Raw genomic sequence first — 20,076 nt, 5'->3', positions numbered from 1 at the left:
CGCCCGTCGCCCCTCGTCAGGTGGCGCCTGCCGCCCGGTGCTGCCCGTGGCCCCGGATCAGCCGACCGGGGCGAAGCCCGGCAGCCAGCGCTCCAGGATCGACCGGTACGGCGCCTTCGCCTCCAGCTGGCACAGCACCCCGATCGAGCCGAGCGTCACCCGGTGGATCAGCAGGTACGACGGCGGCAGGTTGAGCTGCCGACCGAGCTGGTACGCGGGCGAGCGCGGGCTGGCCAGCCGGGTCGCCTCGGCCCGCAGCCAGGCCCGGGTGAACCGGAACTCCTCCTCGGCCACCGGATCCAGCATGGGCCGGATGAAGTCGAGCACGGCCTGGGCGTCGATCTGCTCCGTCCGGCTGACGAAGCCCTCCTCGCGCAGCCCGTCGACCACCGCGTCCGCCTCGCCGCGCAGGGCCAGCCCGGCCAGCCGGCCGATCGGCTCGGGCGTGCCCTCCGGCATCCGGGCCACCGCGCCGAAGTCGATGACGCCGAGCCGGCCGTCGGGCAGCAGCCGGAAGTTCCCCGGGTGCGGATCGGCGTGCAGCAGCCCGGCGCGGGCCGGCGCGGACAGGTGCAGGATCGCCATGAGCCGGCCGGCCTCGTCGCGCTGCTCCTCGCCGCCCGCGCGGATGATCTCGGCGAGCGGGGTGCCCTCGATCCACTCGGTGACCAGCACCCGGGGGGTGGCGGTGAGCACCGCCGGAATGAAGATCTCGTCGTCGTCGGCGTACGCGGCGGCGAAGGCGCGCTGGGACTCGGCCTCCAGCTCGTAGTCCAGCTCCTCGGTGATCCGCTCCCGCAGCTCGACCAGCAGCGGCTTGACGTCCAGCCCCGGCTGGATCGCCCGGAACATGCCGCCCAGCCGGGAGAGCTGCTTGAGGTCGGCCAGCAGCGCGTCGCCGGCCCCCGGATACTGGATCTTGACGGCGACGTCCCGGGGCGCGCCGTCGTCCGGGTCCCGCCACACGGCCCGGTGCACCTGGCCGATGCTGGCCGCGGCGGCCGGGGTGTCGTCGAAGGAGACGAAGCGCTCCCGCCAGGCCGGGCCGAGCTGCTCGGCGAGCACCCGGTGCACGGTGGCCGCCGGCAGCGGCGGGGCGGCCTCCTGGAGCTTCGTGAGGGCCTGCCGGTAGGGGGCGGCGATCTCCTCGGGCAGGGCCGCCTCGAAGACCGACAGCGCCTGGCCGAACTTCATCGCCCCACCCTTGAGCTGGCCCAGCACGCTGAACAGCTGCTCGGCGGTGCGCTGCTGGATCTCGGCGGAGATCACGTCGGACGCCAACCCGGTGACGCGCTTGCCCATGCCGAGGACGGTCCGGCCGGCGAAGCCGAGCGGCAGAGCGGCGAGCTTGGCGGTCCGGGACACGGCCCGGCGCGGGATGTCGGTCACCCGGCCATTGTTACCGACTCGGCGGCCCTGCGGCTGCTCCGCTGCCGGGCCGGGGCCGCCCGCCCCCGGATCGTGGCGGCCCAGCCCTCGTCCCGCCCTCGGCTCGTGGCGGCTTCGCCCTCGTCCCGGCCCCGGCTCGTGGCGGCCCATCCCTCATCCCGCCCTCGGATCGTGGTGGTCCCGGCTCCCCGGGATCGTGGCCGTCCGTGGTGCGGCCGGGGCTCGCCCCGGGGTCAGTGGCCCGGCCCGGCGCAGCGGCACGACGGGTGGGGCGGCCAGGCCCGCCGGCGCAGCCGGCCCGCCCCGGTGATCTCCACGGCGCAGCCGAGGGTCTCCGGGGTGCCGCCGTCGAGGTGGGCCAGTGCCTCGGCGGCGGCGTACCCGGCTGCGGCGAGCAGGGTCGCCGTCCCGCCGGCCTGGCCCGGGGCGTCGGTGGCGAGCTGCGCGGCGAGCGTCGGCCAGCCCGGGTCCCGGTCCGTGCGGTGCAGGTCGACGCAGCGCAGGCAGGGCCCGATTGGCGGACGGACCAGCGGCCCGACCGTGGGCACCCCCTCGCGGAGGCCGAGCAACAGGTGCGGTTGACGGCGCTGGGCGAAACCGGCGGCGACGAGGGCCGCCGGCCGGTCGAGGCCGACCTGGAGCACGAGCTCGGGCCGACCGCCGCGCAGCGGGCGGGTGACGGTGCCGGGGGCGACCCGGTCCACCGCGTCGCGTAGGGCGGCGGCGAGCGGCCGACCCAGGTCGGCGGCGGCGAGGCCCGTGCCGACCAGGTCGGCCGGGCACACCGGCCCGGCCAGGTCCGGGCGCACGTGCCCGACCCCGGCCTGGGCGAGCGCGACGGCGACCGGCGCGCCGAGCCGCCCGCCGCCGGTGACCAGCACCCGCGCGGCCCGCCGTCGCCGCAGCACCTGGGCCGGCGTGCCGGGCAGCGCCGGAGCGGCGAAGGCCAACGCCCCGGCCTCCGCGCTGAGCCGCCGCCGCGCCGGGCCCGTGAGGTCGCGGGGAAGCAGCGTGTGCGCGGGTACGACCAGCCCGGCGGCGCACAGCGCGTCGACGAGCCCGCGTGCCTCGTCCCGTGCCACGTCGGCCCCGGCGGCGTGGGCGAGCACGAGGCGTTCGCTGCGGGTGCCGTCGAGCAGGTCGAGCACCCGCACGGCGCGGGGGTTGGCCACCTCGACGAGGACCGCCCGGCCCGGCTCCAGGCCGAGCTGGAGCGTGTGCCGGTCCCGCCAGAGGCGGGTCAGGCCGGGCAGCAGGATGGGGCGGGGCAGCGGATCGCGGGTCATGACGACGAATCGTGACCGAGTCCCTGCTTTCCGTCGATCGTTGTCCACAGGTGCGCACCCGCTTACGCAGGGTTGTCCACAGCAAATCGCGGGTTATCCACAACCGGCGGGTAACCATGTCGGGTGACCGACACTCCCGCACCCCGGAAGGCGACGGGGGAGGGCGGCCGATGGCCGCCCTCCCCCGTGCCGGACCCGGACGGGTCAGACCTTCGCCTTGCCCAGGATGCGGTTCACTGTTGTGCCGCACACCGGACACTTGCCCTTGGCCATGTTCATCCCGGTCTTCGAGACCTCGACGTGCCCCTCGAAGTCCCGCTTCTCCTTGCACTTCACGCAGTAACCGTTGTAGGTCTGGGCCTGGTCGGCCACGGTGTCCTCCTCGTCTCGTCCGCCGGTCAATCCGGTTCCGGCGGGTTGCCCGGCGGCGGGCCACGGGGGGCGCCGGCGCTGGGACTTCTCCGCGGCCACCCTCGTGACCGCTGGTCCGCGGACCCTACCCAGGTGCGGGCGGTTCCATGTCAGCTGTGCTTCGACACTGTGAGCAAGTCGACGTCGAGAGTGTGCATGCCGAATTACGTCGGATAAGTCAGTTTCGCGGGGACACGCCGGGTGAACCCACTCAGATCGCCCGAGAGGCGGCCCCGGGCGGGCGGCCGGCGGCGTGATCACATACCGTGGGGCGGAGGCGCGCGCCGTCCCGACGCGGCCACCACGAACCGTGACGGAGCCCTTCCGTGACGGTCCGCAAGGATTTTTTTCGGGACTCCTGGTCACCAACCATGACTTTCCGGGCGCGTGTCGTGGTGTTGACTCTTGCGGACCCCTGGTCAGTACCCATTAGCTTTCCTTCGTGACAGCAATCCAAGGCTGCGCGGCCCGCTGATGGCAGGGGCGCGGAAGCCGGTCGTCGAAGTACGGCGCAGCCAGCGCCGGCGACGCACGGTGTCCGCCTACCGCGACGGCGAACGGGTCGTGGTGCTGATCCCCGACCAGTTCTCCCGGGCCGAGGAGACCGAGTGGGTCGACCGGATGCTGGCCCGGTTGGCCGCCCGCGAGGGGCGCCTGGTCCGCACCGACGACGAGCTGTTCGGCCGCGCCACCCGGCTCCGCGGTCTCTACCTCGCCGAATACGGCGACCAGGCCGTCCCGGTGAGCGTCCGCTGGGTGACCAACCAGAACGGCCGCTGGGGCTCCTGCACCCCCGCCGACCGCACCATCCGCATCTCGCACCGCATCCAGGACATGCCCGACTGGGTGATCGACTACGTCCTGCTGCACGAGCTGGCCCACCTCATCGTGCCCAGCCACAACGCCCGGTTCTGGGCGCTGGTCGGCCGCTACCCGAAGGCCGAGCGCGCCCGCGGCTACCTGGAGGGCGTCGCCGCCGCCTCCGGCACCCCCCTACCCCACTAAATCCCCACCACCCCCACCCACCCGCCGCTCCCACCCCACCCACCCCGTGCCCCACTCCGCCCCGCCCACCCCCGTGCCCCGCCCCGCTTCGCCCCATCCCGCCGCCCCGCCCCGCCCCCGCGATCTTGCAGTTGGGGCCCCGGCAAAGGGGGTGAAGCGGACTTTTGAGGGGCCGAAAGTGCAAGATCGGCGCGGGGTGGGGCGGCGGAGAGGCGGTGGGGCGGCGGAGGGGTGGGGCGGCGGAGAGGTGGGGGAGAAGGGTGGGGTGGGGTGGGGAGCAGGGGGTGGGGCGGGGGGCCGGGGTTCGTGGCGGGCTCGTCTAGGGTCGGCGGGTGGCCCGACGTGTGGTGGTGGCGTTGCTCGGCCCGGTGGCGTGGACGCCCCCGGGGATCGACCCGGCGGCCTGGCGGGCCGCGCTCGCGGAGGACGTGGTGGACCTGCTCGCCACCCTCCAGGAGGTCGAGACCGCGATCGCGGCCGTCCCGGCCGACCGTGCCCTGGCGGAGTCCGTCACCTGGCCCGGCATGGCCGTGTACGAGGTGCCCGCCGCCACCGGCACCGCCGTCCTCACCGCGCTGGCCGGAGCCGGGTACGACGAGGCCGCCGTCGTCGCCGCCGATGCCCCGGACCTGCCCGGCCTGACCGTCGGCAAGCTGCTCCGCCCGCTGACCACCCGGCCGGTGGCCCTCGCCCCGGTCGAGGGCTCCGACACCGGCCTGCTCGGCGTCGCGTCCCGGCTGCCCGTGCCCGCGTGGCTGCCCGAGGTCGACCTGGACGCCGCGCATCCGGCCGAGGTGCGCCGGTCCGCCCCGCGCCCCGGGGACGTGGCCGTCACCGCCGCCTGGCGGCGGATGCGTGGCCCGGCCGACCTGGCCGCCCTGGACCCCGCCGTCGAGGGCTGGGAAACCACCCGCGCCCTGCTCTCCGCCCGCCCCTGAACCCGCCTCCCGCTCCACCCCACCCGCCCCGCCGCCGCCCCGCCCGGCCCTCGGTGATCAAGAGTTTGCGCCACCGTGGAGATCCACACTGACGCTTCTCTCTCTTGATCAGCGGGGCGAGGTGGAGACGGTGCGGGGCGGGGGAGCGAGCGGGTGGGGTCAGGGTTGGGGGGTGGGGGGGTCCGAGGGGCCCGGGGTGGGCGGGGGCTGTTCCTCGGGGCCGCCCGGGGCGGTGAAGTCGAAGGTGGCCAGCTCGTCGTCGAGGTCGAGCCGGGCCGTGGCGAACGCCACCGGGTCGGTGAAGTCGTCGTCGGAGGGGAGCAGGTCGGGGTGGCCCCAGACGGCGTCCCGGCCGGCGATGCCCCGGTGCTCGGTCAGCGCCGCCCACAGGGTCGCCGCCTCGCGCAGCCGGCGCGGGCGCAGCTCCAACCCGACGAGCGCGGCGAACGTCTGCTCGGCCGGCCCGCCGGCCGCCCGCCGACGGCGGAACGCCTCGCCGAGGCGTACGACGTTGGGCAGGCGCTCGCCGGCGGCGTCGTCCACCACGTGGCAGACCCAGCCCTCCACCAGGGCGAGCGCGGTCTCCAGCCGGGCCAGCGACGCCTTCTGCGCCGGGGTGTCCTCCGGGGTGAAGATGCCCTCCAGGGCGATCGCCTGCATCGACTCCGGGTCGGTCGGGTCGACCCGGCCCATCGCCTCCTCGATCGCCTCCCGGTTGACCCGGATGCCCGAGGCGTACGTCTCGACGGCGGTGAGCACGTGCCCGCGCAGCCACGGCACGTGCTCGAAGAGCCGCTGGTGGGCCGCCTCGCGCAGGGCCACGTACAGCCGGACCTCGTCCTCCGGCAGCTCCAGGCCCTGCCCGTACACCCGGATGTTGGCCGGGATCAGCGCGGCCGTGCCGGCCGGGCCGAGCGGCAGGCCGATGTCGCCGGCGGAGAGCACCTCGGCGGCGAGCGAGCCGAGGGCCTGGCCGAGCTGCCCGCCGAAGAGCGCGCCGCCCAGCGTCGCCACCATCGACTGCATCGGGCCGAGCTGGGCGCGGGCCTCCGGCGGCACCAGGTCGCCCATCGCGCCGACCATCCGGCTGGCCACCGGGTCGCACAGCTTGCGCCAGACGTCGAGCGTCTTGTAGATCCACTCGTTGCGGTTCCAGGCCAGCGAGGTGCGGATGCCCGTCGGCCAGGCGGTGGCCGGCTCCAGCCAGAGGTCGGCCAGGCGCAGCGCCTCCTCGACCGCGTGCCGCTCGTAGGGTGAGGCCGCCGGGTCGCCGGTGGCGGCGAGCTGACTGGCGGCCACCTGCCGGGCCAGGTCCCAGTTGACCGGTCCGCCGCCCTGCGCGGAGAGCAGGTGCTGCAACTGCGACATGAACTGCTGCATCGCCGCGGGATCGTTGGGGTCTGGTGGTTGCCCACCCGGGAGCGCGAAACCGAACGGAATATCAGGCACGACCTCTACGGTACGCGGGCTGCGCCCCAGGCAGCCGTCACCGGCGTTGCGCTGAGGGCGAAGTCCCCGTCACCCTCGGGCACCCACCACCGCTCGGTACGCTCACCGCCATGAGACGTCGCGGCGTGACCGTCCTCCTGGGTGCCCTGTTGACCGCCCTGCTCAGCTTCGGCGTGCTCAACGCGCCCATCCCGTACGTGGTGCTCGGCCCCGGCCCGACGGTCAACACGCTCGGCACCGTGGACGGCAAGGAGGTCATCCAGGTGACCGGGCGGGCGACGTCCACCTCCGCCGGCCAGCTCCGGCTGACCACGGTCGGCGTGCAGCCCACGGTGCGGCTGCGGTCCGCGCTGGCCGGCTGGTTCTCCGCCGACGAGGCGGTGGTGCCCCGCGAGCTGGTCTACCCGCCGGGGGAGACCCAGCAGGAGGTCGAGCAGCGCAACGAGGAGGACTTCCGCAACTCCCAGACCAGCGCCGAGACCGCCGCGCTGCGGGAGCTGGGCTTCCCCGTCCAGGTGCTGGTCAAGACCGTGACGGCGGGCGGCCCGTCGGAGGGGGTGCTCAAGCCGGGCGACGTCGTCACCTCGGTCGACGGCGCGCCGGTCACCAGCGCGGGCAAGCTCACCGAGCTGATCCGCGCCAAGCCGGCCGGCACCGCCCTGACCGTCGGCTACACCCGCGCCGGTGCCGCCGCCACGGCCCGGATCACCAGCCGGGAGTCCGACGGCCGGCCGCGCATCGGGGTCGAGATCGACCAGCAGCAGCCGCACCCGTTCACCCTCTCCATCGACCTCGGCGACATCGGCGGGCCGAGCGCCGGCCTGATGTTCGCCCTCGGGATCGTGGACAAGCTGGAGCCGGCCGACCTCACCGGCGGGATGGTCATCGCGGGCACCGGCACCATCGACGACGAGGGGCGGGTGGGCCCGATCGGCGGGATCGCCCAGAAGCTGGTCGGCGCGAAGGACTCCGGGGCGAAGGTGTTCCTGGTGCCGGAGGCGAACTGCGCGGAGGCGGTGCGTAACCCGCAGCCGGGCCTGCCGTTGCTCAGGGTGGGGTCGCTGGCCGACGCGCTCACCGCCCTGGAGACCCTCCGCGCCGGGGGTCAGCCCACCCGCTGCTGACCGATGCGCCCGCCCGACCCGCCGCCCGGCGTGACCGTGGGCCGACACTCTCAGGAACACCCCGTACTCTGGGTGCCTGGTCGGAGCCGATCACATCGAGCGTGCGGAGCCAAACAGTGGTCATGCGTAGCAGCCCCCTGCCGAGGATGAGCCGGCGCGGACGCGTCACCATCGGCGTCCTGGTCGGGGTGTTCGTCCTCTTCACCCTCCTCGGATGGGGGGTGCAGGCGTGGACGGACTGGCTGTGGTTCGACGAGGTGCGATACACACAGGTCTTCACCGGCGTGCTGGCCACCCGGCTGCTGCTCTTCCTCGTCGTCGGCCTCGCGATGGCGCTGGTCGTCGGCGGCAACCTCTGGCTGGCGCACCGGCTGCGCCCCAAGCTGCGGCCGCACTCGCTGGAGCAGGCCACCCTGGAACGCTACCGGATGCTGCTCGGCCCCCGGCTCGGCCTGTGGATCAGCCTGGTCGCCCTGGTGGTCGGCCTCTTCGCCGGGCTGTCGGCGCAGAGCCGGTGGAACCAGTGGCTGCTGTTCCGCAACGGCGGCGACTTCGGCGTCAAGGACCCGGAGTTCGGCGTCGACGTCGGCTTCTACGTCTTCCAGCTGCCGTTCTGGCGCTACGTGCTGGGTGTCGGCTTCACGGCGGTGGTGCTGGCCCTGCTCGGCGCGCTGGCCGTGCACTACATCTTCGGCGGCGTGCGCCTACAGGGCGTCGGCGACCGGATGACCAACGCCGCGCGGGCCCACCTGAGCACGCTCGTCGCGGTCTTCGTCCTGCTCAAGGCCGTGGCGTACGTGCTCGACCGGCGCAGCATGCTGCTGGAGTACAACGAGGGCGCGAAGCTCTACGGTGCCGGGTACGCCGACATCAACGCGCTGCTACCGGCCAAGGAGATCCTCGCCTACATCTCGGTCGTGGTGGCCATCGCGATCATCGTCTTCTCCAACGCGGTGATGCGGAACCTGGTGTGGCCGGGCATCTCGCTGGCCCTGCTCGGCGTCTCCGCCGTCGCCATCGGCGGCATCTACCCGTGGGCCGTGCAGACCTTCGAGGTCAAGCCGAGCGCCAAGGACAAGGAAGCGCCGTACATCGAGCGGAGCATCGACGCCACCCGGGCCGCGTTCGGGCTGGCCGACACGAAGATCCAGCCGTACGCGGCGAGCAACCTGGTGCCGCCGGCGAGCCTGGGCACCGACGCCTCCGTGGTGCCGAACGTCCGCCTGCTCGACCCGCAGCTCGTCTCGGAGACGTACACCCAGCTCCAGCAGGTCCGGGGCTTCTACGACTTCGGCCCGAAGCTGGACATCGACCGGTACGCCGTGGGCGGCAAGACCTCCGACTACGTGGTCGGCGTCCGGGAGGTCAACTACGGCGAGCTGACCGACCAGCAGAACACCTGGATCAACCGGCACACCGTCTACACCCACGGCTACGGGCTGGTGGCCGCGCCGGCCAACCAGGTGGTCTGCGGCGGCCAGCCGTACTTCGTCTCGGGCTTCCTCGGCGAGAAGACCCAGGAGGCGTGCTCCTCGCAGACCGAGCAGATCCCGGCCACCCAGCCGCGCATCTACTACGGCGAGCGGATGGAGCCCGAGGACTACGCGATCGTCGGGCAGGCCAACCCGGAGCGCAACGCCGAGTTCGACCGGCCGACCCAGACCGGCGGCGAGCAGTACTACACCTACACCGGCGAGGGCGGCGTCGAGATCGGCTCGTTCACCCGCCGGCTGCTCTACGCCATCAAGGAGCAGGAGTCCAACTTCCTGCTCTCCGAGGCCGTCAACGAGAACTCGAAGCTGCTGTACGTGCGCAACCCCCGGGACCGGGTGGAGAAGGTCGCGCCGTTCCTCACCCTCGACGGCGACCCGTACCCGGCGGTGGTCGGCGGCCGGGTGCAGTGGATCGTCGACGGCTACACCACGGCCGCGACCTACCCCTACGCCGAGCGGGTCAACCTCCAGGCGGAGACCACCGACGAGCTGACCGGCCGGGGCACGTTCCAGCTCGCCCGGGAGAACGTCAACTACATCCGCAACTCGGTCAAGGCCACGGTCGACGCGTACGACGGCACGGTCCGGCTGTACGAGTTCGACCAGACCGACCCGGTGCTCAAGGCGTGGAACAAGGCGTTCGGCGGGGACCTGGTGCTGCCGAACGACAAGATCCCGGCCGAGCTGCGGGAGCACTTCCGCTACCCGGCCGACCTGTTCAAGGTGCAGCGCAACCTGCTGACCAAGTTCCACGTCACCGACCCGGGCGACTTCTATTCGGCGCAGGACTTCTGGCAGGTGCCGAACGTGCCGGACAACCCCGACGGCGGGCAGAAGCAGCCGCCGTACTACCTGTGGACGCAGTTCCCGGGGCAGAGCGCGCCGCGCTTCCAGCTCACCTCCGCCGTCACCCCGAACGGCCGGCAGAACCTCGCCGCGTTGATCTCCGGGTCGTACGTCGACGGCAAGCCGCAGCTGGAGGTGCTGGAGCTGCCCGACCAGACCCGGATCTCCGGGCCGGTGCAGGTGCACCAGCAGATGACCAACAACGCCAACATCCGGCAGCAGCTGAACCTGCTCTCGTCCAACCAGGCCCAGGTGCAGTACGGCAACCTGCTGTCGCTGCCGTTCGGCGACGGGATGCTGTACGTCGAGCCGGTCTACGTCAAGAGCAACCAGCAGGACGCGTACCCGCTGTTGCAGAAGGTGCTGCTCTCCTACGGCGACGGCGGCTCGTACGTGGTGCTCGCCAACAACCTGACCGACGGCATCAAGCAGCTCGTCGACCAGGGCAAGCAGGCCGCCGAGGGCGGGACCCCGCCGCCGACCGGCGGCACGCCGCCGCCGGGCGACGGCAGCAACGCCCCGCCCCTGACCGGCGAGCTGGCCGAGGCGGCGAGCAAGGTGCAGGCGGCCATCGCCGAGGTCAAGGCCGCCCAGACGTCCGGTGACTTCGAGCGGTACGGCCGGGCGCTCAAGGCCCTGGACGAGGCGATGACGGCGTTCCAGCAGGCCCAGCAGGCGGCCAGCCCGACCGCTCCGGCCGCCCCGTCGGGTTCGCCGTCCGCCTCGCCCAGCGGTGGCTCCGCCCCGTCGCCGTCGGCGCCGGCAGGGGGATGACCAGCGGTTACGCCCCGGCCCGTGGGCCGTTTTGCGGCCCGCGGGCGCGGTGCGTTAGGGTTAACGAGCCGACGCGGGGTGGAGCAGCTCGGTAGCTCGCTGGGCTCATAACCCAGAGGTCGCAGGTTCAAATCCTGTCCCCGCTACTCGTTCGGAAAGGCCCCGGAGTTCGCTCCGGGGTCTTTCGCGTGGGCCGTGTCGAATCGGTCGGGCGGTGTCGGCGGATCGGCATCCCGGCGGTTCCGGCGGTACGGCGCTCCTGAGGGTTCGGGTTCCTCGGGTTCGGCGGTCCCGGGGGTGCGGCGGTGCGGCGCTCCTGGGGGTTCGGTGGTCCGGTGCCGCGCCGGTCGGCGGCCGGGCTGAGCTGCGGTGCGGTGGTCCGGCGGCGGGCTTTCGGGGGGTTGCTGAGCTCCGCTGCGGGGATGCGCTAAGCTTTGTGAGCCGACGCGGGGTGGAGCAGCTCGGTAGCTCGCTGGGCTCATAACCCAGAGGTCGCAGGTTCAAATCCTGTCCCCGCTACTCGTTCGGAAGGGCCCCGGAGTTCGCTCCGGGGCCCTTCGCTTGTCCCACCCCGTATGCGCGGGCCCTCCGCCTTTCCTCCGCAGCGCTGGGCCCTCTCCACACCCCGCCGCGAGGCTCCGCGCGCCGCCGGGCACGCCGTCCGGCGAATCCCCGGCCGTCCCGCGTGCTCCACTTGCGTTCCTCGGCGAGGATGGGGGCATGTCTTCGTGGAACAAGTGGTGGGGCCGGCTCAGCACGGTCCTCGGTGCGGTCGTGCTGTCGGTCTTCGTCCCGGTCGCGGCCTGGGCGTCCACCGGCACGGGTGAGCTCGTGGTGGAGGCCGCCAAGCGGCGGTCGAGGGGCGGCGGCATCGGCTTCCTCGGGCTGCTGTGCTGCCTGGTCGTCGTCGGCGGGATCGTCCTGCTGGTGGTCCTGCTCATGCGCAACCGGCGCAACCGCCCGCCGCGCTGACCCGGCGGTCCACGGCCCGCCCCGGCCCGGGCCCGTGCCCGGCCCGCGTCCGTGTGCCCGGCCCGGCCGGGGCCTGCGTGCCCGACATCGCGCTCGAACCAGGATCGAGTGGCCTCCGGCCGCTCGGAGGCCACTCGATCCGCGATTGAGCACGATCTTGCCGGCGGTGACCCGAGGGCGGTCATCCGCGGCGCGCACCGAAGGCGGGCGCCCGGGGCCGGCGGGCACCCGAGAACGGGCACCCGCGGGCGGGCCCGGGCGGGTGGCGGGTCTCGGGCGGGTGGTCAGGAGGCCAGGGCGGCCTCGGCCTGGGCGACGAACCGGGTGGCGGCCGCGCGGGTCCCGGCCCGGCCGGAGCGCACGCCCTCGGCCGTCTCGACCAGCAGGGCCCGGACCCGGGCGTGCCCCTTCGGCGGCGGGCCGGGGGCCGGGCCGAGCTGGTCGGCCACGGCCTCGGCGAGGGCGGCGGCGGCCTGCTGCCCCGGGTCGGCCAGGCTCTCCCGCACGTACCGGCGGATGGCGAGGTTGGGGCTCACCCCGCGTTCGTGGCCGAGGGCCAGACCGGCGTCCATGTTGTTGGTGAGGAACTGGATGACGTCGGCCACCAGGGCGGGGTGCCGGGTGCCCCGGAAGCCCGCCCAGTACATCGAGGCGCGCGGCCACTGCGCCGCCGGTGGCCCGGGGAACGCGGCCAGGGCCAGCTCGTCCCGGGTCTGCCGGCGGAACTCGGGGAACTGGTGGGCCCAGGCGAACGACGCGGCCGTGTGGCCGGTCACCACCAGTTGCCGACCCGGCTCGCCGCCGTCGGCCTGGTCGACCAGGGCGGCGCTCGGGGTGGCCTGCCGGGCCCGCGCGTTCTGCCACAGCTCGAACCAGTCGACCAGCTCGGTCGCGCCGAAGCCGAGCTGCCGGCCCCGGTACAGCTCGGTGCCCCCGGACCGCAACCACAGCCAGAGCGCCCGGTGGTCCCCGGACGGGTCCATGGTGCCGGCCACCCGGCCGTCGGCGGCCCGGGTGACCCGGGCCGCCCAGTCGACGTACGCGGGCCAGGACATGCCGGTGCGGGGCTCGGCGACGCCGAGCCGGCGCAGCAGGCTGCGGTTGTAGACGAGGGCGGCGGTCGTCTGGGCGGCGGCGACCGCCACGGTGCGGCCGTCCACCTCGCCGTAGCGCGCCAGCTCCGGCGGGAGCCCCCGCAGGTCGAGCCTCTCGTCGGTGACGTACCCGCCGAGGTCGAGCAGGATCTCCCGCCGGGCGTACTCGGCGAGGACGGTGTCGTCGACCTGGATCAGGTCGGGCACGTTGCCGCCGGCGGCCTGGGTGGCGAGCCGGTCGTAGTAGCCGGGCAGGCCCTGCCAGGTGACCCGGAAGCTGACCAGGTTGTTGCGGGAGGAGTAGAGCCGCAGCGCCTTCTCGGTCGTCTCGGCCCGGGCTGCGGTGCCGTACCAGAAGACCGAGAGCTCGACCGGCCCGTCCTCGACCGGGCGGTCGTCCTCCCGGCCGCCGCAGCCCGCGAGACCGGTCGCCGCGAGCGGCGCCCCGAGCAACGCCCCGAGCAGCCGCCGCCGGCCCGGGTCCGGGCCGGTGCGGGGCGGTGGGGTACGGGCGTCGGGCACGGGTGCTCCTGGTCTGTCCGGCGGGGGTCGGACCATTTACACAGCCGGGGAGGGCGGGTGTCAACGGCCGCCGGCCCGACGGGTGGCCGTCCCGGGGCGTCCGCCGGCCCGTGGTGTACTAGGGCGCGTGGAACTTCTGCACTCGGGCAAGGTCCGGGACGTCTACGCCGACGGCGACGACCTGATCCTGGTCGCCTCCGACCGGATCTCGATCTACGACGTGGTGCTGCCGACCCCGGTGCCGGACAAGGGCCGCCTGCTCACCGCGCTGTCCCTGTGGTGGTTCGAGCAGCTCGCCGACCTGGTGCCCAACCACGTCGTCTCCGCCACGGACGTGCCGGCGGAGTTCGCCGGCCGCGCGATCCGCTGCCGGCGGCTGGAGATGGTCCCGGTCGAGTGCGTCGCGCGGGGCTACCTCACCGGCGGCGGCCTCGCCGAGTACGAGCGCACCGGCGCGGTCTCCGGCGTGGCGCTGCCGAGGGGCCTGGTCGAGGCGTCGATCCTGCCCGAGCCGATCTTCACCCCGTCGACGAAGGCCCCCAAGGGCGAGCACGACGAGCCGATCACCTACCAGCAGGTGGTGGACAAGGTCGGCGCGGAGACCGCCGCGCGGCTGCGGCAGATCACCCTCGACATCTACTGCCGGGGGGCGGAGCTGGCCGCCGACCGGGGCATCCTGGTCGCCGACACCAAGATCGAGCTGGGCTGGGCGGCGGACGGCACCCTCGTCCTCGGCGACGAGGTGCTCACCTCCGACTCGTCGCGGTTCTGGCCGGCCGAGTCGTACCAGCCGGGCCGGACCCAGTTCTCCTACGACAAGCAGTACGTCCGGGACTGGGCGACCGGCGGCGGCTGGGACAAGCGGCCCCCCGCCCCCGAGGTGCCCGCCGAGGTGATCGAGGCGACCCGGGCCCGCTACGTCGAGGTCTACGAGAAGCTCACCGGTCGCACCTGGTCCTGACACCGCTCCCTTACCCCAGCCCCAGATCCTGCAGTCCGGCAGTGATACGCGCCGGTCGGCGCGGACGACCGTGCGCCTTGGAGTTGCCCGAGGATCGAGGCGTCCTGGAGGAACGCTCGGATCATCGCCCAGAGTGACTGAAAGTTGACACTGTGAGCACGTGGGCCCGGCTACGATCGTTGGGTGTGGTGATGTACGCGAGATTTAGGGGGTTTGACCTCGGAAGTCCCGCCGGTGATACTGCTGTCCGTAGGAACAGAGTCACGTTCAGCGACAGCAGCAGCACTCCAAGGGCGGATGCATGCCAAGGCGGCCGGGAAAGTCTCTTGATGTCCCAGATGGGGCCCAGCTCACCCAGTATGGCAAGGGTCCTCTCGGCTCTCCCACCCGCTTCCGGGACCGGCCGCGGGCGGAGATCAACGAGCCGGACGTGTCGTTGCTGTGGGGTCGGGTGACTGTCGATGAGGCGCGACGGATCGTCGACAAGTGGGGGAGCCCGCTTTCGGCGGTGCGGTACACGACTGCGGGAGTGCTCCGCGCAAGAGGCTTTATTGTTCGACACACGCCAACCGGCCCAAACCCGAAGCACATCAGTGTTTTCCCGCCAATTGACGGCAATGATCCCAAAGAGTGGGATGACGCTCTAGCCAAGAGCTTCTCTGACTGCTTCACTGAACCGCACGGAGGAGGTGGTACTCGTGAGTAGCTTCGGACCTGCGCCCGAGCTGGGAAACCTCGCTTGGGCGCCGCTGCCTACCGTCGATGCTGTTGAGATCATCGATAGATACAACGGTGTTCCCACTCTGGGGGTCGTTGAGGCGGGGGGCGAGCCTTGCCTGTTCTGGCGAGTTCTCTCTGACGACGATCACGTCTCGGTCTGGCTTTACGTGCCCCTGACCAGGGAGGACGAGGAGCATCTCGACGCGGACGACGACTCCGATGTCTTGGAATCGATCGTGATCGCATCGCCCGGGCCTCGATACACGACAATGGGTGTAGCCTACGATAATCGTCTCATTTTCGAGAGGGAATGGCAGCTTTCGGCCAATTTGACTGCCGATGAGGCGGCTTTGGCTTGCCTGGAGTTCTGTGCTGAGTCCATGCGGGTGGCACTGGCCCAGAATCCGCCCTTGCCAGCAACCCGCCGTAAGATCGTCCAGAAGGCATCTGACGCGGTGCGGCATCTCGCCCCTTGTTGACTTGACGCATTGTGACTATCGTCAGTCCACCCAGTCGAGGGTGCGCTGCACGGCCTTGCGCCACTGGCGCAGCTCCCGGTCCCGCTCGTCCGGGGCCATCGCGGCGGTCCACTGCGCGTCGGAGCGCCACTGGGCGCGCAGGGTGGCCAGATCCGGCCAGAAGCCCACGGCGAGGCCCGCCGCGTACGCCGCGCCGAGGCAGGTCGTCTCCGTGATCCGGGAGCGGACCACCGGCACGTCCAGCACGTCGGCGAGGAACTGCATGAGCAGGCCGTTGGCGGTCATCCCGCCGTCGACCCGCAGCCGGCGCAGCGCCACGTCGGAGTCGGCGTTCATCGCGTCGACCACCTCGCGGGTCTGCCAGGCCGACGCCTCCAGCGCCGCCCGGGCCAGGTGCCCCTTGGTGATGTAGCCGGTGAGCCCGGCGACCACCCCGCGCGCGTCGCTGCGCCAGTGCGGGGCGAACAGCCCGGAGAACGCCGGCACCACGTAACAGCCGCCGTTGTCGTCGACCGTGCGGGCCAGCTCCTCCACCTCGGCGGCGGTGGAGATCAGGCCGAGGTTGTCCCGTAGCCACTGCACCAGCGAGCCGGTGACCGCGATCGCGCCCTCCAGCGCGTACACGGCGGGCTGCCCCTCGATCCGGTACGCGAGGGTGGTCAGCAGCCCGTGCGAGGAGATGACCGGGCTCGCGCCCGTGTTGAGCAGCAGGAAGCTGCCGGTGCCGTACGTGCACTTGGCCTCGCCGGGCTGGAAGCAGGTCTGCCCGAACAGGGCGGCCTGCTGGTCGCCGAGGGCGCTGGCCACCGGCACCCCGGCGAGCGGCCCGTCGACGGCGGTGCCGTAGACCTCGGCGGAGCTGCGGATCTCGGGGAGCATCGCGCCCGGCACGCCGAGCGCGTCGAGCAGCTCCGGATCCCAGTCGAGGGTGTCCAGGCCCATCAGCATGGTGCGGCTCGCGTTGGTCACGTCGGTGACGTGCCGCCCGGTCAGCTTCCAGATCAGCCAGCTGTCCATGGTACCGAACAGCACCTCGCCCCGCTCGGCCCGCGCGCGCAGCCCGTCGACGTTGTCCAGCAGCCAGCGCAGCTTCGGGCCGGCGAAGTAGGTGGCCAGCCGCAGCCCGGTGCGCTCGCAGAGCCGCTGCTCGCCGTACGCCTCGGCGAGCGCGCGTAGCTGCGGCCCGGTGCGGGTGTCCTGCCAGACGACGGCGTTGGCGACCGGGCGGCCCGTGGCGCGGTCCCAGACGACGGTGGTCTCCCGCTGGTTGGTGATGCCGACGGCCGCGATCCGCTCCGGGCCGGTGCCGGCCGCGTCCAGCGCCTCGCGGACGACGATCCGGACGTTGTCCCAGATCTCCTCGGCGTCGTGCTCGACCCAGCCCGGCCGGGGGAAGTGCTGCCGGTGCTCGCGCTGGGCCACGGAGACGATCTCCCCGGCCCGGTCGAAGACGAGGCACCGGGACGAGGTGGTGCCCTGGTCGATGGCGGCGACGTACTCTCCGGTCACCGCAGCACCGTACCCGCCCCGCCGCCGGGGCGCCGCCCATCGTCGACGGGCGGGCCGGTGCGGTGTCAGTCCGACACGCGCCCGCCCGCGTCGAGGAGCGGGCCGAGGGGCGTGCCGATCCGGACCGTGGTGCCGGCCGGGCCGGTCTCGACGTCCATGGCGTCGCTCAGCTCCCGGGCCAGCCAGAGGCCCCAGCCGCCGGCGGTCTCGGGCGCGGGGCGGCTCCGGTCGTCGAGCCGCCGGGAGCTGATCCCCCGGCCGTGGTCGGCGACCTCGCAGACCAGCCGCCCCGGCTGCCGCCACAGCCGCAGCCACCCCCGCCCGCCGCCGTGCCGCACCGCGTTGGTGAGCAGCTCGTTGACGGCCAGCACGAAGTCGTCCAGCCGTTGCCCGCGCAGCCCGACGGCGTGCGCGCAGGAGGTGACCGAGTGCCGGAGCTCGGTCACCTGTGCCTGGTCGAAGGCCTCGGCGATCAGGAGGGTGGTGTCGATGGGCACAACCGTACGCCGTGTCGGTCGGGGCAGCCATGATCGTCCGCTGTTCCCGGGGCAGGTGGCGGGCGGGTCGCCCCGGACGGCAGGCGATCATGCAGGGCGCGGGCGTGTGGCATCGTGTCGGGGTGCCGTCGACGACCGGTGGATTCGAGGTCCCGCTCTGGCGGGCCGTCGCGGTGTTCCGGTTCGCCGCCCTGGCGTACGTCGGCCTGATCGTGGCGCGCGACGCCAGCGGGTACGCCCACCCGGTCGTCGCCGGCCTCGTCCTGCTGGTGATGCTCGGCTGGACGGTGACCACGGCCCTCGGCTACGCCCGCCCCGCCCGGCGGGGCTGGCCGCTGCTGGTCGCCGACCTCGCCGTCGTGGTCGGGGTGCTCCAGGTCAGCCCGTGGGCGGTCGGCCGGTCGGCCCTCGCGGCCGGCGCGCCCAGCCTCGCCGTGGTCTGGCTGGCCGGGCCGGTGCTCGCCTGGGCGGTCTCCGGCGGGCGGCGGCGCGGCACCGTGGCCGCGCTGGTGGTGTGCGCGGCCGACCTGGCGGCCCGGGAGCGGATCGGCCAGTCCGCCCTCACCGGCTGGATCCTGCTGCTGATGGCGGGGGCGGTGGTCGGCCACGTCGCCCGGCTGGCGGTGACCGCCGAGCAGCGGCTGCACCGGGCGGTGGAGCTGGAGGCGGCGACCCGGGAGCGGGAGCGGCTGGCCCGGGACATCCACGACTCGGTGCTCCAGGTGCTCGCGCTGGTGCAGCGGCGCGGCGCGCACCTGGACGGGGAGGCCGGCGAGCTGGCCCGGCTGGCGGGGGAGCAGGAGGCCGCCCTGCGTGCCCTGATCGCCGGCGCGGCGTCCCCCGGCGACGCCGGCCCGGCCGGGCCGGACACCCTCGACCTGCGCGCCCTGCTCGGCCGGTACGCCTCGGCTACGGTCTCCCTGTCGGCGCCGGCCACCGGCGTCCCGCTGCCCGCCCTGGTGGCCCGGGAACTCGCCGCCGCGACCGGGGCGACGCTGGACAACGTGCGCCGGCACGCGGGCGGCCGGGCCTGGGTGCTGATCGAGGACGAGGGGGAGACGGTGACGGTCTCGGTACGCGACGAGGGGCCGGGGATCCCGGCGGGCCGGCTCGACGAGGCGGTCCGGCAGGGCCGGCTCGGGGTGGCGCAGTCGATCCGGGGCCGCGTCGCCGACCTGGGCGGCACGGTCACCATCACCTCCACGCCGGGCGCGGGCACCGAGGTCGAGCTGACCGTGCCGAGGACGCCCCGGTGAGCGCCGCCGACGCCCCGCCCGGCGTACGGGTGATGGTGGTGGACGACCACCCGATGTGGCGCGAGGGGGTGGCCCGCGACCTCACCGAGGCCGGTCACCTCGTGGTCGCCACCAGCGGGGAGGGCCGCCAGGCCGTGCGGGTCGCCCCCGCTGCCCGGCCCGACCTGGTGGTGCTCGACCTGCAACTGCCGGACATCTCCGGGGTGGAGGTGATCCGTGGGCTGCGCGCGGCGCTGCCCGAGGTGCGGGTGCTGATGCTCTCGGCCAGCGGCGAGCAGCAGAGCGTCCTGGACGCGGTGAAGGCCGGCGCGACCGGCTACCTGGTGAAGTCGGCGGCCCCGGCCGAGTTCCTGGACGCGGTGCGCCGCACCGCCGCCGGCGAGCCGGTCTTCACCCCCGGCCTGGCCGGCCTCGTGCTCGGGGAGTTCCGCCGGCTCGCGGCGGGCGCGGGCGGGGCCGCCGGGGACCGGGGGCCGGCACCGGCGGGCCACCCCGCCGACGCGCCCCGGCTCACCGACCGGGAGACCGAGGTGCTGCGCCTGGTCGCCAAGGGGATGTCGTACAAGCAGATCGCGGAGCGGCTCGGGCTGTCCCACCGGACGGTGCAGAACCACGTGCAGAACACGCTGGGCAAGCTCCAGCTGCACAACCGGGTCGAGCTGACCCGCTACGCGATCGAGCGCGGGCTCGACGCCTGACCCGCCGCGCCGGGCGCGACCGCCCCACCGGCCGGCGCATCCGGTCGGCCGGGCGCGGGGGCCCGGTCAGTGCGCCCCGGGCGGCCGGGTCTCGTGGATCGCCAGCTCCTCGGCGCTCGCCCCGCCACCGGCGGAGCCCGCGTCGTACGCGACGTTGTCGGTCTCCAGGTCGGTGTGCGCCCCCTCGTCCGGTTCCACCAGCCGGCCCACCTCCGCGTCGGCGACGCTGCCGAGCTGGCCGTGGTCGTAGAGGGAGACGGGGGAGTGCGGGTCCGAGGTGGGGCCCGGGTCGATCACGTCGGCGTCGAGCTGCGCCTGGGCGGCGGCCTCCTCGCTGTCCGCCTCGGCCGCGATGTCCGGGTCGACCGGGCCGGCCAGCGGGTCGTCGGCGGGGCGCTCGAAGCTCTCCCGCTGGAGCTTGTAGTCCAGCGACTCGCCGTCGAGCTGCTCCTCGGCGGTGGTGCCGTACCGGTCCACCGCCACGGGCATGCGGTCGCCGGGCAGCTGGGCCGGCGCCGGGCCGTCCGCCTCGCGACCGGTCTCGACGTCGTCGTTGGCGGTCGAGTCGTCGTCGGCGGTGTCGGGCAGGCCGTCGGCCTCCGGGTCGGAGACGGGGGTCGGGTACTCGTCGTCGCGCATGGCTGATCACTACC

The 20,076-nt window shown here is 73.8% G+C and carries 17 protein-coding genes and 2 tRNA genes; 11 read left to right on the top strand and 8 right to left on the bottom strand.

Features of this window, described 5'->3' with window-relative positions:
* Nucleotides 1-57 precede the first annotated feature (57 nt).
* The 3 genes from O7633_RS13820 to O7633_RS13810 form a co-directional block, all read right to left on the bottom strand.
* Nucleotides 58-1,389: an AarF/ABC1/UbiB kinase family protein gene (locus O7633_RS13820; protein ID WP_282328110.1), complete on the bottom strand. Its 1,332-nt coding sequence runs from the start codon at nucleotides 1,387-1,389 to the stop codon at nucleotides 58-60.
* Nucleotides 1,390-1,622: 233 nt separating this feature from the next.
* Entirely contained in the window at nucleotides 1,623-2,675 is a 1,053-nt protein-coding gene (locus tag O7633_RS13815) for a hypothetical protein (RefSeq protein ID WP_282328109.1), read from the bottom strand.
* A gap of 204 nt (nucleotides 2,676-2,879) precedes the next feature.
* Complete coding sequence (locus O7633_RS13810) at nucleotides 2,880-3,047, bottom strand: DUF5679 domain-containing protein (protein WP_007464795.1); 168 nt, start codon at nucleotides 3,045-3,047, stop codon at nucleotides 2,880-2,882.
* Between the two features lie 513 nt (nucleotides 3,048-3,560).
* On the opposite strand from O7633_RS13810, the gene O7633_RS13805 reads away from it, so the two are divergent.
* Both O7633_RS13805 and O7633_RS13800 read left to right on the top strand, forming a co-directional pair.
* Nucleotides 3,561-4,091, top strand: coding sequence for a M48 family metallopeptidase (locus O7633_RS13805; protein ID WP_074472666.1), 531 nt, complete (start codon nucleotides 3,561-3,563; stop codon nucleotides 4,089-4,091).
* A gap of 332 nt (nucleotides 4,092-4,423) precedes the next feature.
* Nucleotides 4,424-5,029 carry a hypothetical protein gene (locus O7633_RS13800; RefSeq protein WP_282328108.1) on the top strand — a complete coding sequence of 202 codons (606 nt, stop codon included), beginning with the start codon at nucleotides 4,424-4,426 and terminating at the stop codon, nucleotides 5,027-5,029.
* Between the two features lie 159 nt (nucleotides 5,030-5,188).
* On the opposite strand, the gene O7633_RS13795 is transcribed toward O7633_RS13800, so the two are convergent.
* Nucleotides 5,189-6,409, bottom strand: a complete 1,221-nt coding sequence (locus O7633_RS13795) for a zinc-dependent metalloprotease (RefSeq protein ID WP_074472668.1) — start codon at nucleotides 6,407-6,409, stop codon at nucleotides 5,189-5,191.
* 179 nt (nucleotides 6,410-6,588) lie between these two features.
* Here O7633_RS13795 and O7633_RS13790 point away from each other — a divergent pair, with 179 nt between their 5' ends.
* The 5 genes from O7633_RS13790 to O7633_RS13770 all read left to right on the top strand — a co-directional run bounded on the left by O7633_RS13790 (nucleotide 6,589) and on the right by O7633_RS13770 (nucleotide 11,687).
* Nucleotides 6,589-7,602, top strand: a complete 1,014-nt coding sequence (locus O7633_RS13790) for a PDZ domain-containing protein (protein WP_282328107.1) — start codon at nucleotides 6,589-6,591, stop codon at nucleotides 7,600-7,602.
* 122 nt (nucleotides 7,603-7,724) lie between these two features.
* A complete protein-coding gene (locus O7633_RS13785) occupies nucleotides 7,725-10,715 on the top strand; it encodes a UPF0182 family protein (protein WP_282328106.1) in 2,991 nt (996 codons plus the stop codon).
* A gap of 72 nt (nucleotides 10,716-10,787) precedes the next feature.
* Nucleotides 10,788-10,861 (top strand) — tRNA-Met (locus tag O7633_RS13780).
* Nucleotides 10,862-11,160: 299 nt separating this feature from the next.
* Nucleotides 11,161-11,234: transfer RNA gene (locus O7633_RS13775), tRNA-Met, on the top strand.
* Nucleotides 11,235-11,435: 201 nt separating this feature from the next.
* On the top strand, nucleotides 11,436-11,687 hold the full coding sequence (locus O7633_RS13770; RefSeq protein WP_074472671.1) for a hypothetical protein: 252 nt from the start codon (nucleotides 11,436-11,438) through the stop codon (nucleotides 11,685-11,687).
* Between the two features lie 284 nt (nucleotides 11,688-11,971).
* On the opposite strand, the gene O7633_RS13765 is transcribed toward O7633_RS13770, so the two are convergent.
* Entirely contained in the window at nucleotides 11,972-13,303 is a 1,332-nt protein-coding gene (locus tag O7633_RS13765) for an extracellular solute-binding protein (protein WP_282328105.1), read from the bottom strand.
* Nucleotides 13,304-13,430: 127 nt separating this feature from the next.
* Here O7633_RS13765 and O7633_RS13760 point away from each other — a divergent pair, with 127 nt between their 5' ends.
* Together O7633_RS13760 and O7633_RS13755 are read left to right on the top strand one after the other, a co-directional pair.
* Nucleotides 13,431-14,264: a phosphoribosylaminoimidazolesuccinocarboxamide synthase gene (locus O7633_RS13760; RefSeq protein WP_278129239.1), complete on the top strand. Its 834-nt coding sequence runs from the start codon at nucleotides 13,431-13,433 to the stop codon at nucleotides 14,262-14,264.
* 698 nt (nucleotides 14,265-14,962) lie between these two features.
* The gene (locus tag O7633_RS13755; protein WP_282328104.1) at nucleotides 14,963-15,463 is read left to right on the top strand and encodes a hypothetical protein; all 501 of its coding nucleotides are present in this window, start codon (nucleotides 14,963-14,965) and stop codon (nucleotides 15,461-15,463) included.
* A 21-nt stretch (nucleotides 15,464-15,484) separates the two neighbouring features.
* Here O7633_RS13755 and glpK read toward each other — a convergent pair whose 3' ends face one another.
* Together glpK and O7633_RS13745 are read right to left on the bottom strand one after the other, a co-directional pair.
* Entirely contained in the window at nucleotides 15,485-16,972 is a 1,488-nt protein-coding gene (gene glpK / locus O7633_RS13750; protein WP_282328103.1) for a glycerol kinase GlpK, read from the bottom strand.
* Nucleotides 16,973-17,037: 65 nt separating this feature from the next.
* Nucleotides 17,038-17,496 (bottom strand): ATP-binding protein, encoded by a 459-nt coding sequence (locus O7633_RS13745; protein WP_074472675.1) that lies wholly within the window; start codon nucleotides 17,494-17,496, stop codon nucleotides 17,038-17,040.
* Between the two features lie 95 nt (nucleotides 17,497-17,591).
* Between O7633_RS13745 and O7633_RS13740 the strand changes: the two genes are divergently transcribed.
* Complete coding sequence (locus O7633_RS13740; RefSeq protein WP_282328102.1) at nucleotides 17,592-18,725, top strand: DUF5931 domain-containing protein; 1,134 nt, start codon at nucleotides 17,592-17,594, stop codon at nucleotides 18,723-18,725.
* Between the two features lie 32 nt (nucleotides 18,726-18,757).
* A complete protein-coding gene (locus O7633_RS13735; protein WP_278136246.1) occupies nucleotides 18,758-19,423 on the top strand; it encodes a response regulator transcription factor in 666 nt (221 codons plus the stop codon).
* Between the two features lie 66 nt (nucleotides 19,424-19,489).
* Here the strand turns inward: O7633_RS13735 and O7633_RS13730 are convergent, their stop codons facing one another.
* The gene (locus tag O7633_RS13730; RefSeq protein WP_178066316.1) at nucleotides 19,490-20,062 is read right to left on the bottom strand and encodes a DUF5709 domain-containing protein; all 573 of its coding nucleotides are present in this window, start codon (nucleotides 20,060-20,062) and stop codon (nucleotides 19,490-19,492) included.
* Nucleotides 20,063-20,076 lie beyond the last annotated feature (14 nt).

This window comes from Micromonospora sp. WMMD712 (genome assembly GCF_029581295.1).
Classification (GTDB): Bacteria; Actinomycetota; Actinomycetes; order Mycobacteriales; family Micromonosporaceae; genus Micromonospora; species Micromonospora carbonacea.
Note: the sequence above shows the minus strand (reverse complement) of the source record. Positions and strands in the feature narration are given on the sequence as shown.

What these genes read in the sequence shown, in the direction of transcription:
- O7633_RS13770 (WP_074472671.1), top strand. Translation starts at nt 11,436, where the DNA reads ATGTCTTCGTGGAACAAGTGGTGGGGCCGGCTCAGCACGGTCCTCGGT.
- O7633_RS13735 (WP_278136246.1), top strand. Translation starts at nt 18,758, where the DNA reads ATGGTGGTGGACGACCACCCGATGTGGCGCGAGGGGGTGGCCCGCGAC.
- O7633_RS13730 (WP_178066316.1), bottom strand. Translation starts at nt 20,062, where the DNA reads ATGCGCGACGACGAGTACCCGACCCCCGTCTCCGACCCGGAGGCCGAC.
- O7633_RS13790 (WP_282328107.1), top strand. Translation starts at nt 6,589, where the DNA reads ATGAGACGTCGCGGCGTGACCGTCCTCCTGGGTGCCCTGTTGACCGCC.
- O7633_RS13785 (WP_282328106.1), top strand. Translation starts at nt 7,725, where the DNA reads ATGCGTAGCAGCCCCCTGCCGAGGATGAGCCGGCGCGGACGCGTCACC.
- O7633_RS13795 (WP_074472668.1), bottom strand. Translation starts at nt 6,409, where the DNA reads ATGCAGCAGTTCATGTCGCAGTTGCAGCACCTGCTCTCCGCGCAGGGC.
- O7633_RS13805 (WP_074472666.1), top strand. Translation starts at nt 3,561, where the DNA reads ATGGCAGGGGCGCGGAAGCCGGTCGTCGAAGTACGGCGCAGCCAGCGC.
- O7633_RS13815 (WP_282328109.1), bottom strand. Translation starts at nt 2,675, where the DNA reads ATGACCCGCGATCCGCTGCCCCGCCCCATCCTGCTGCCCGGCCTGACC.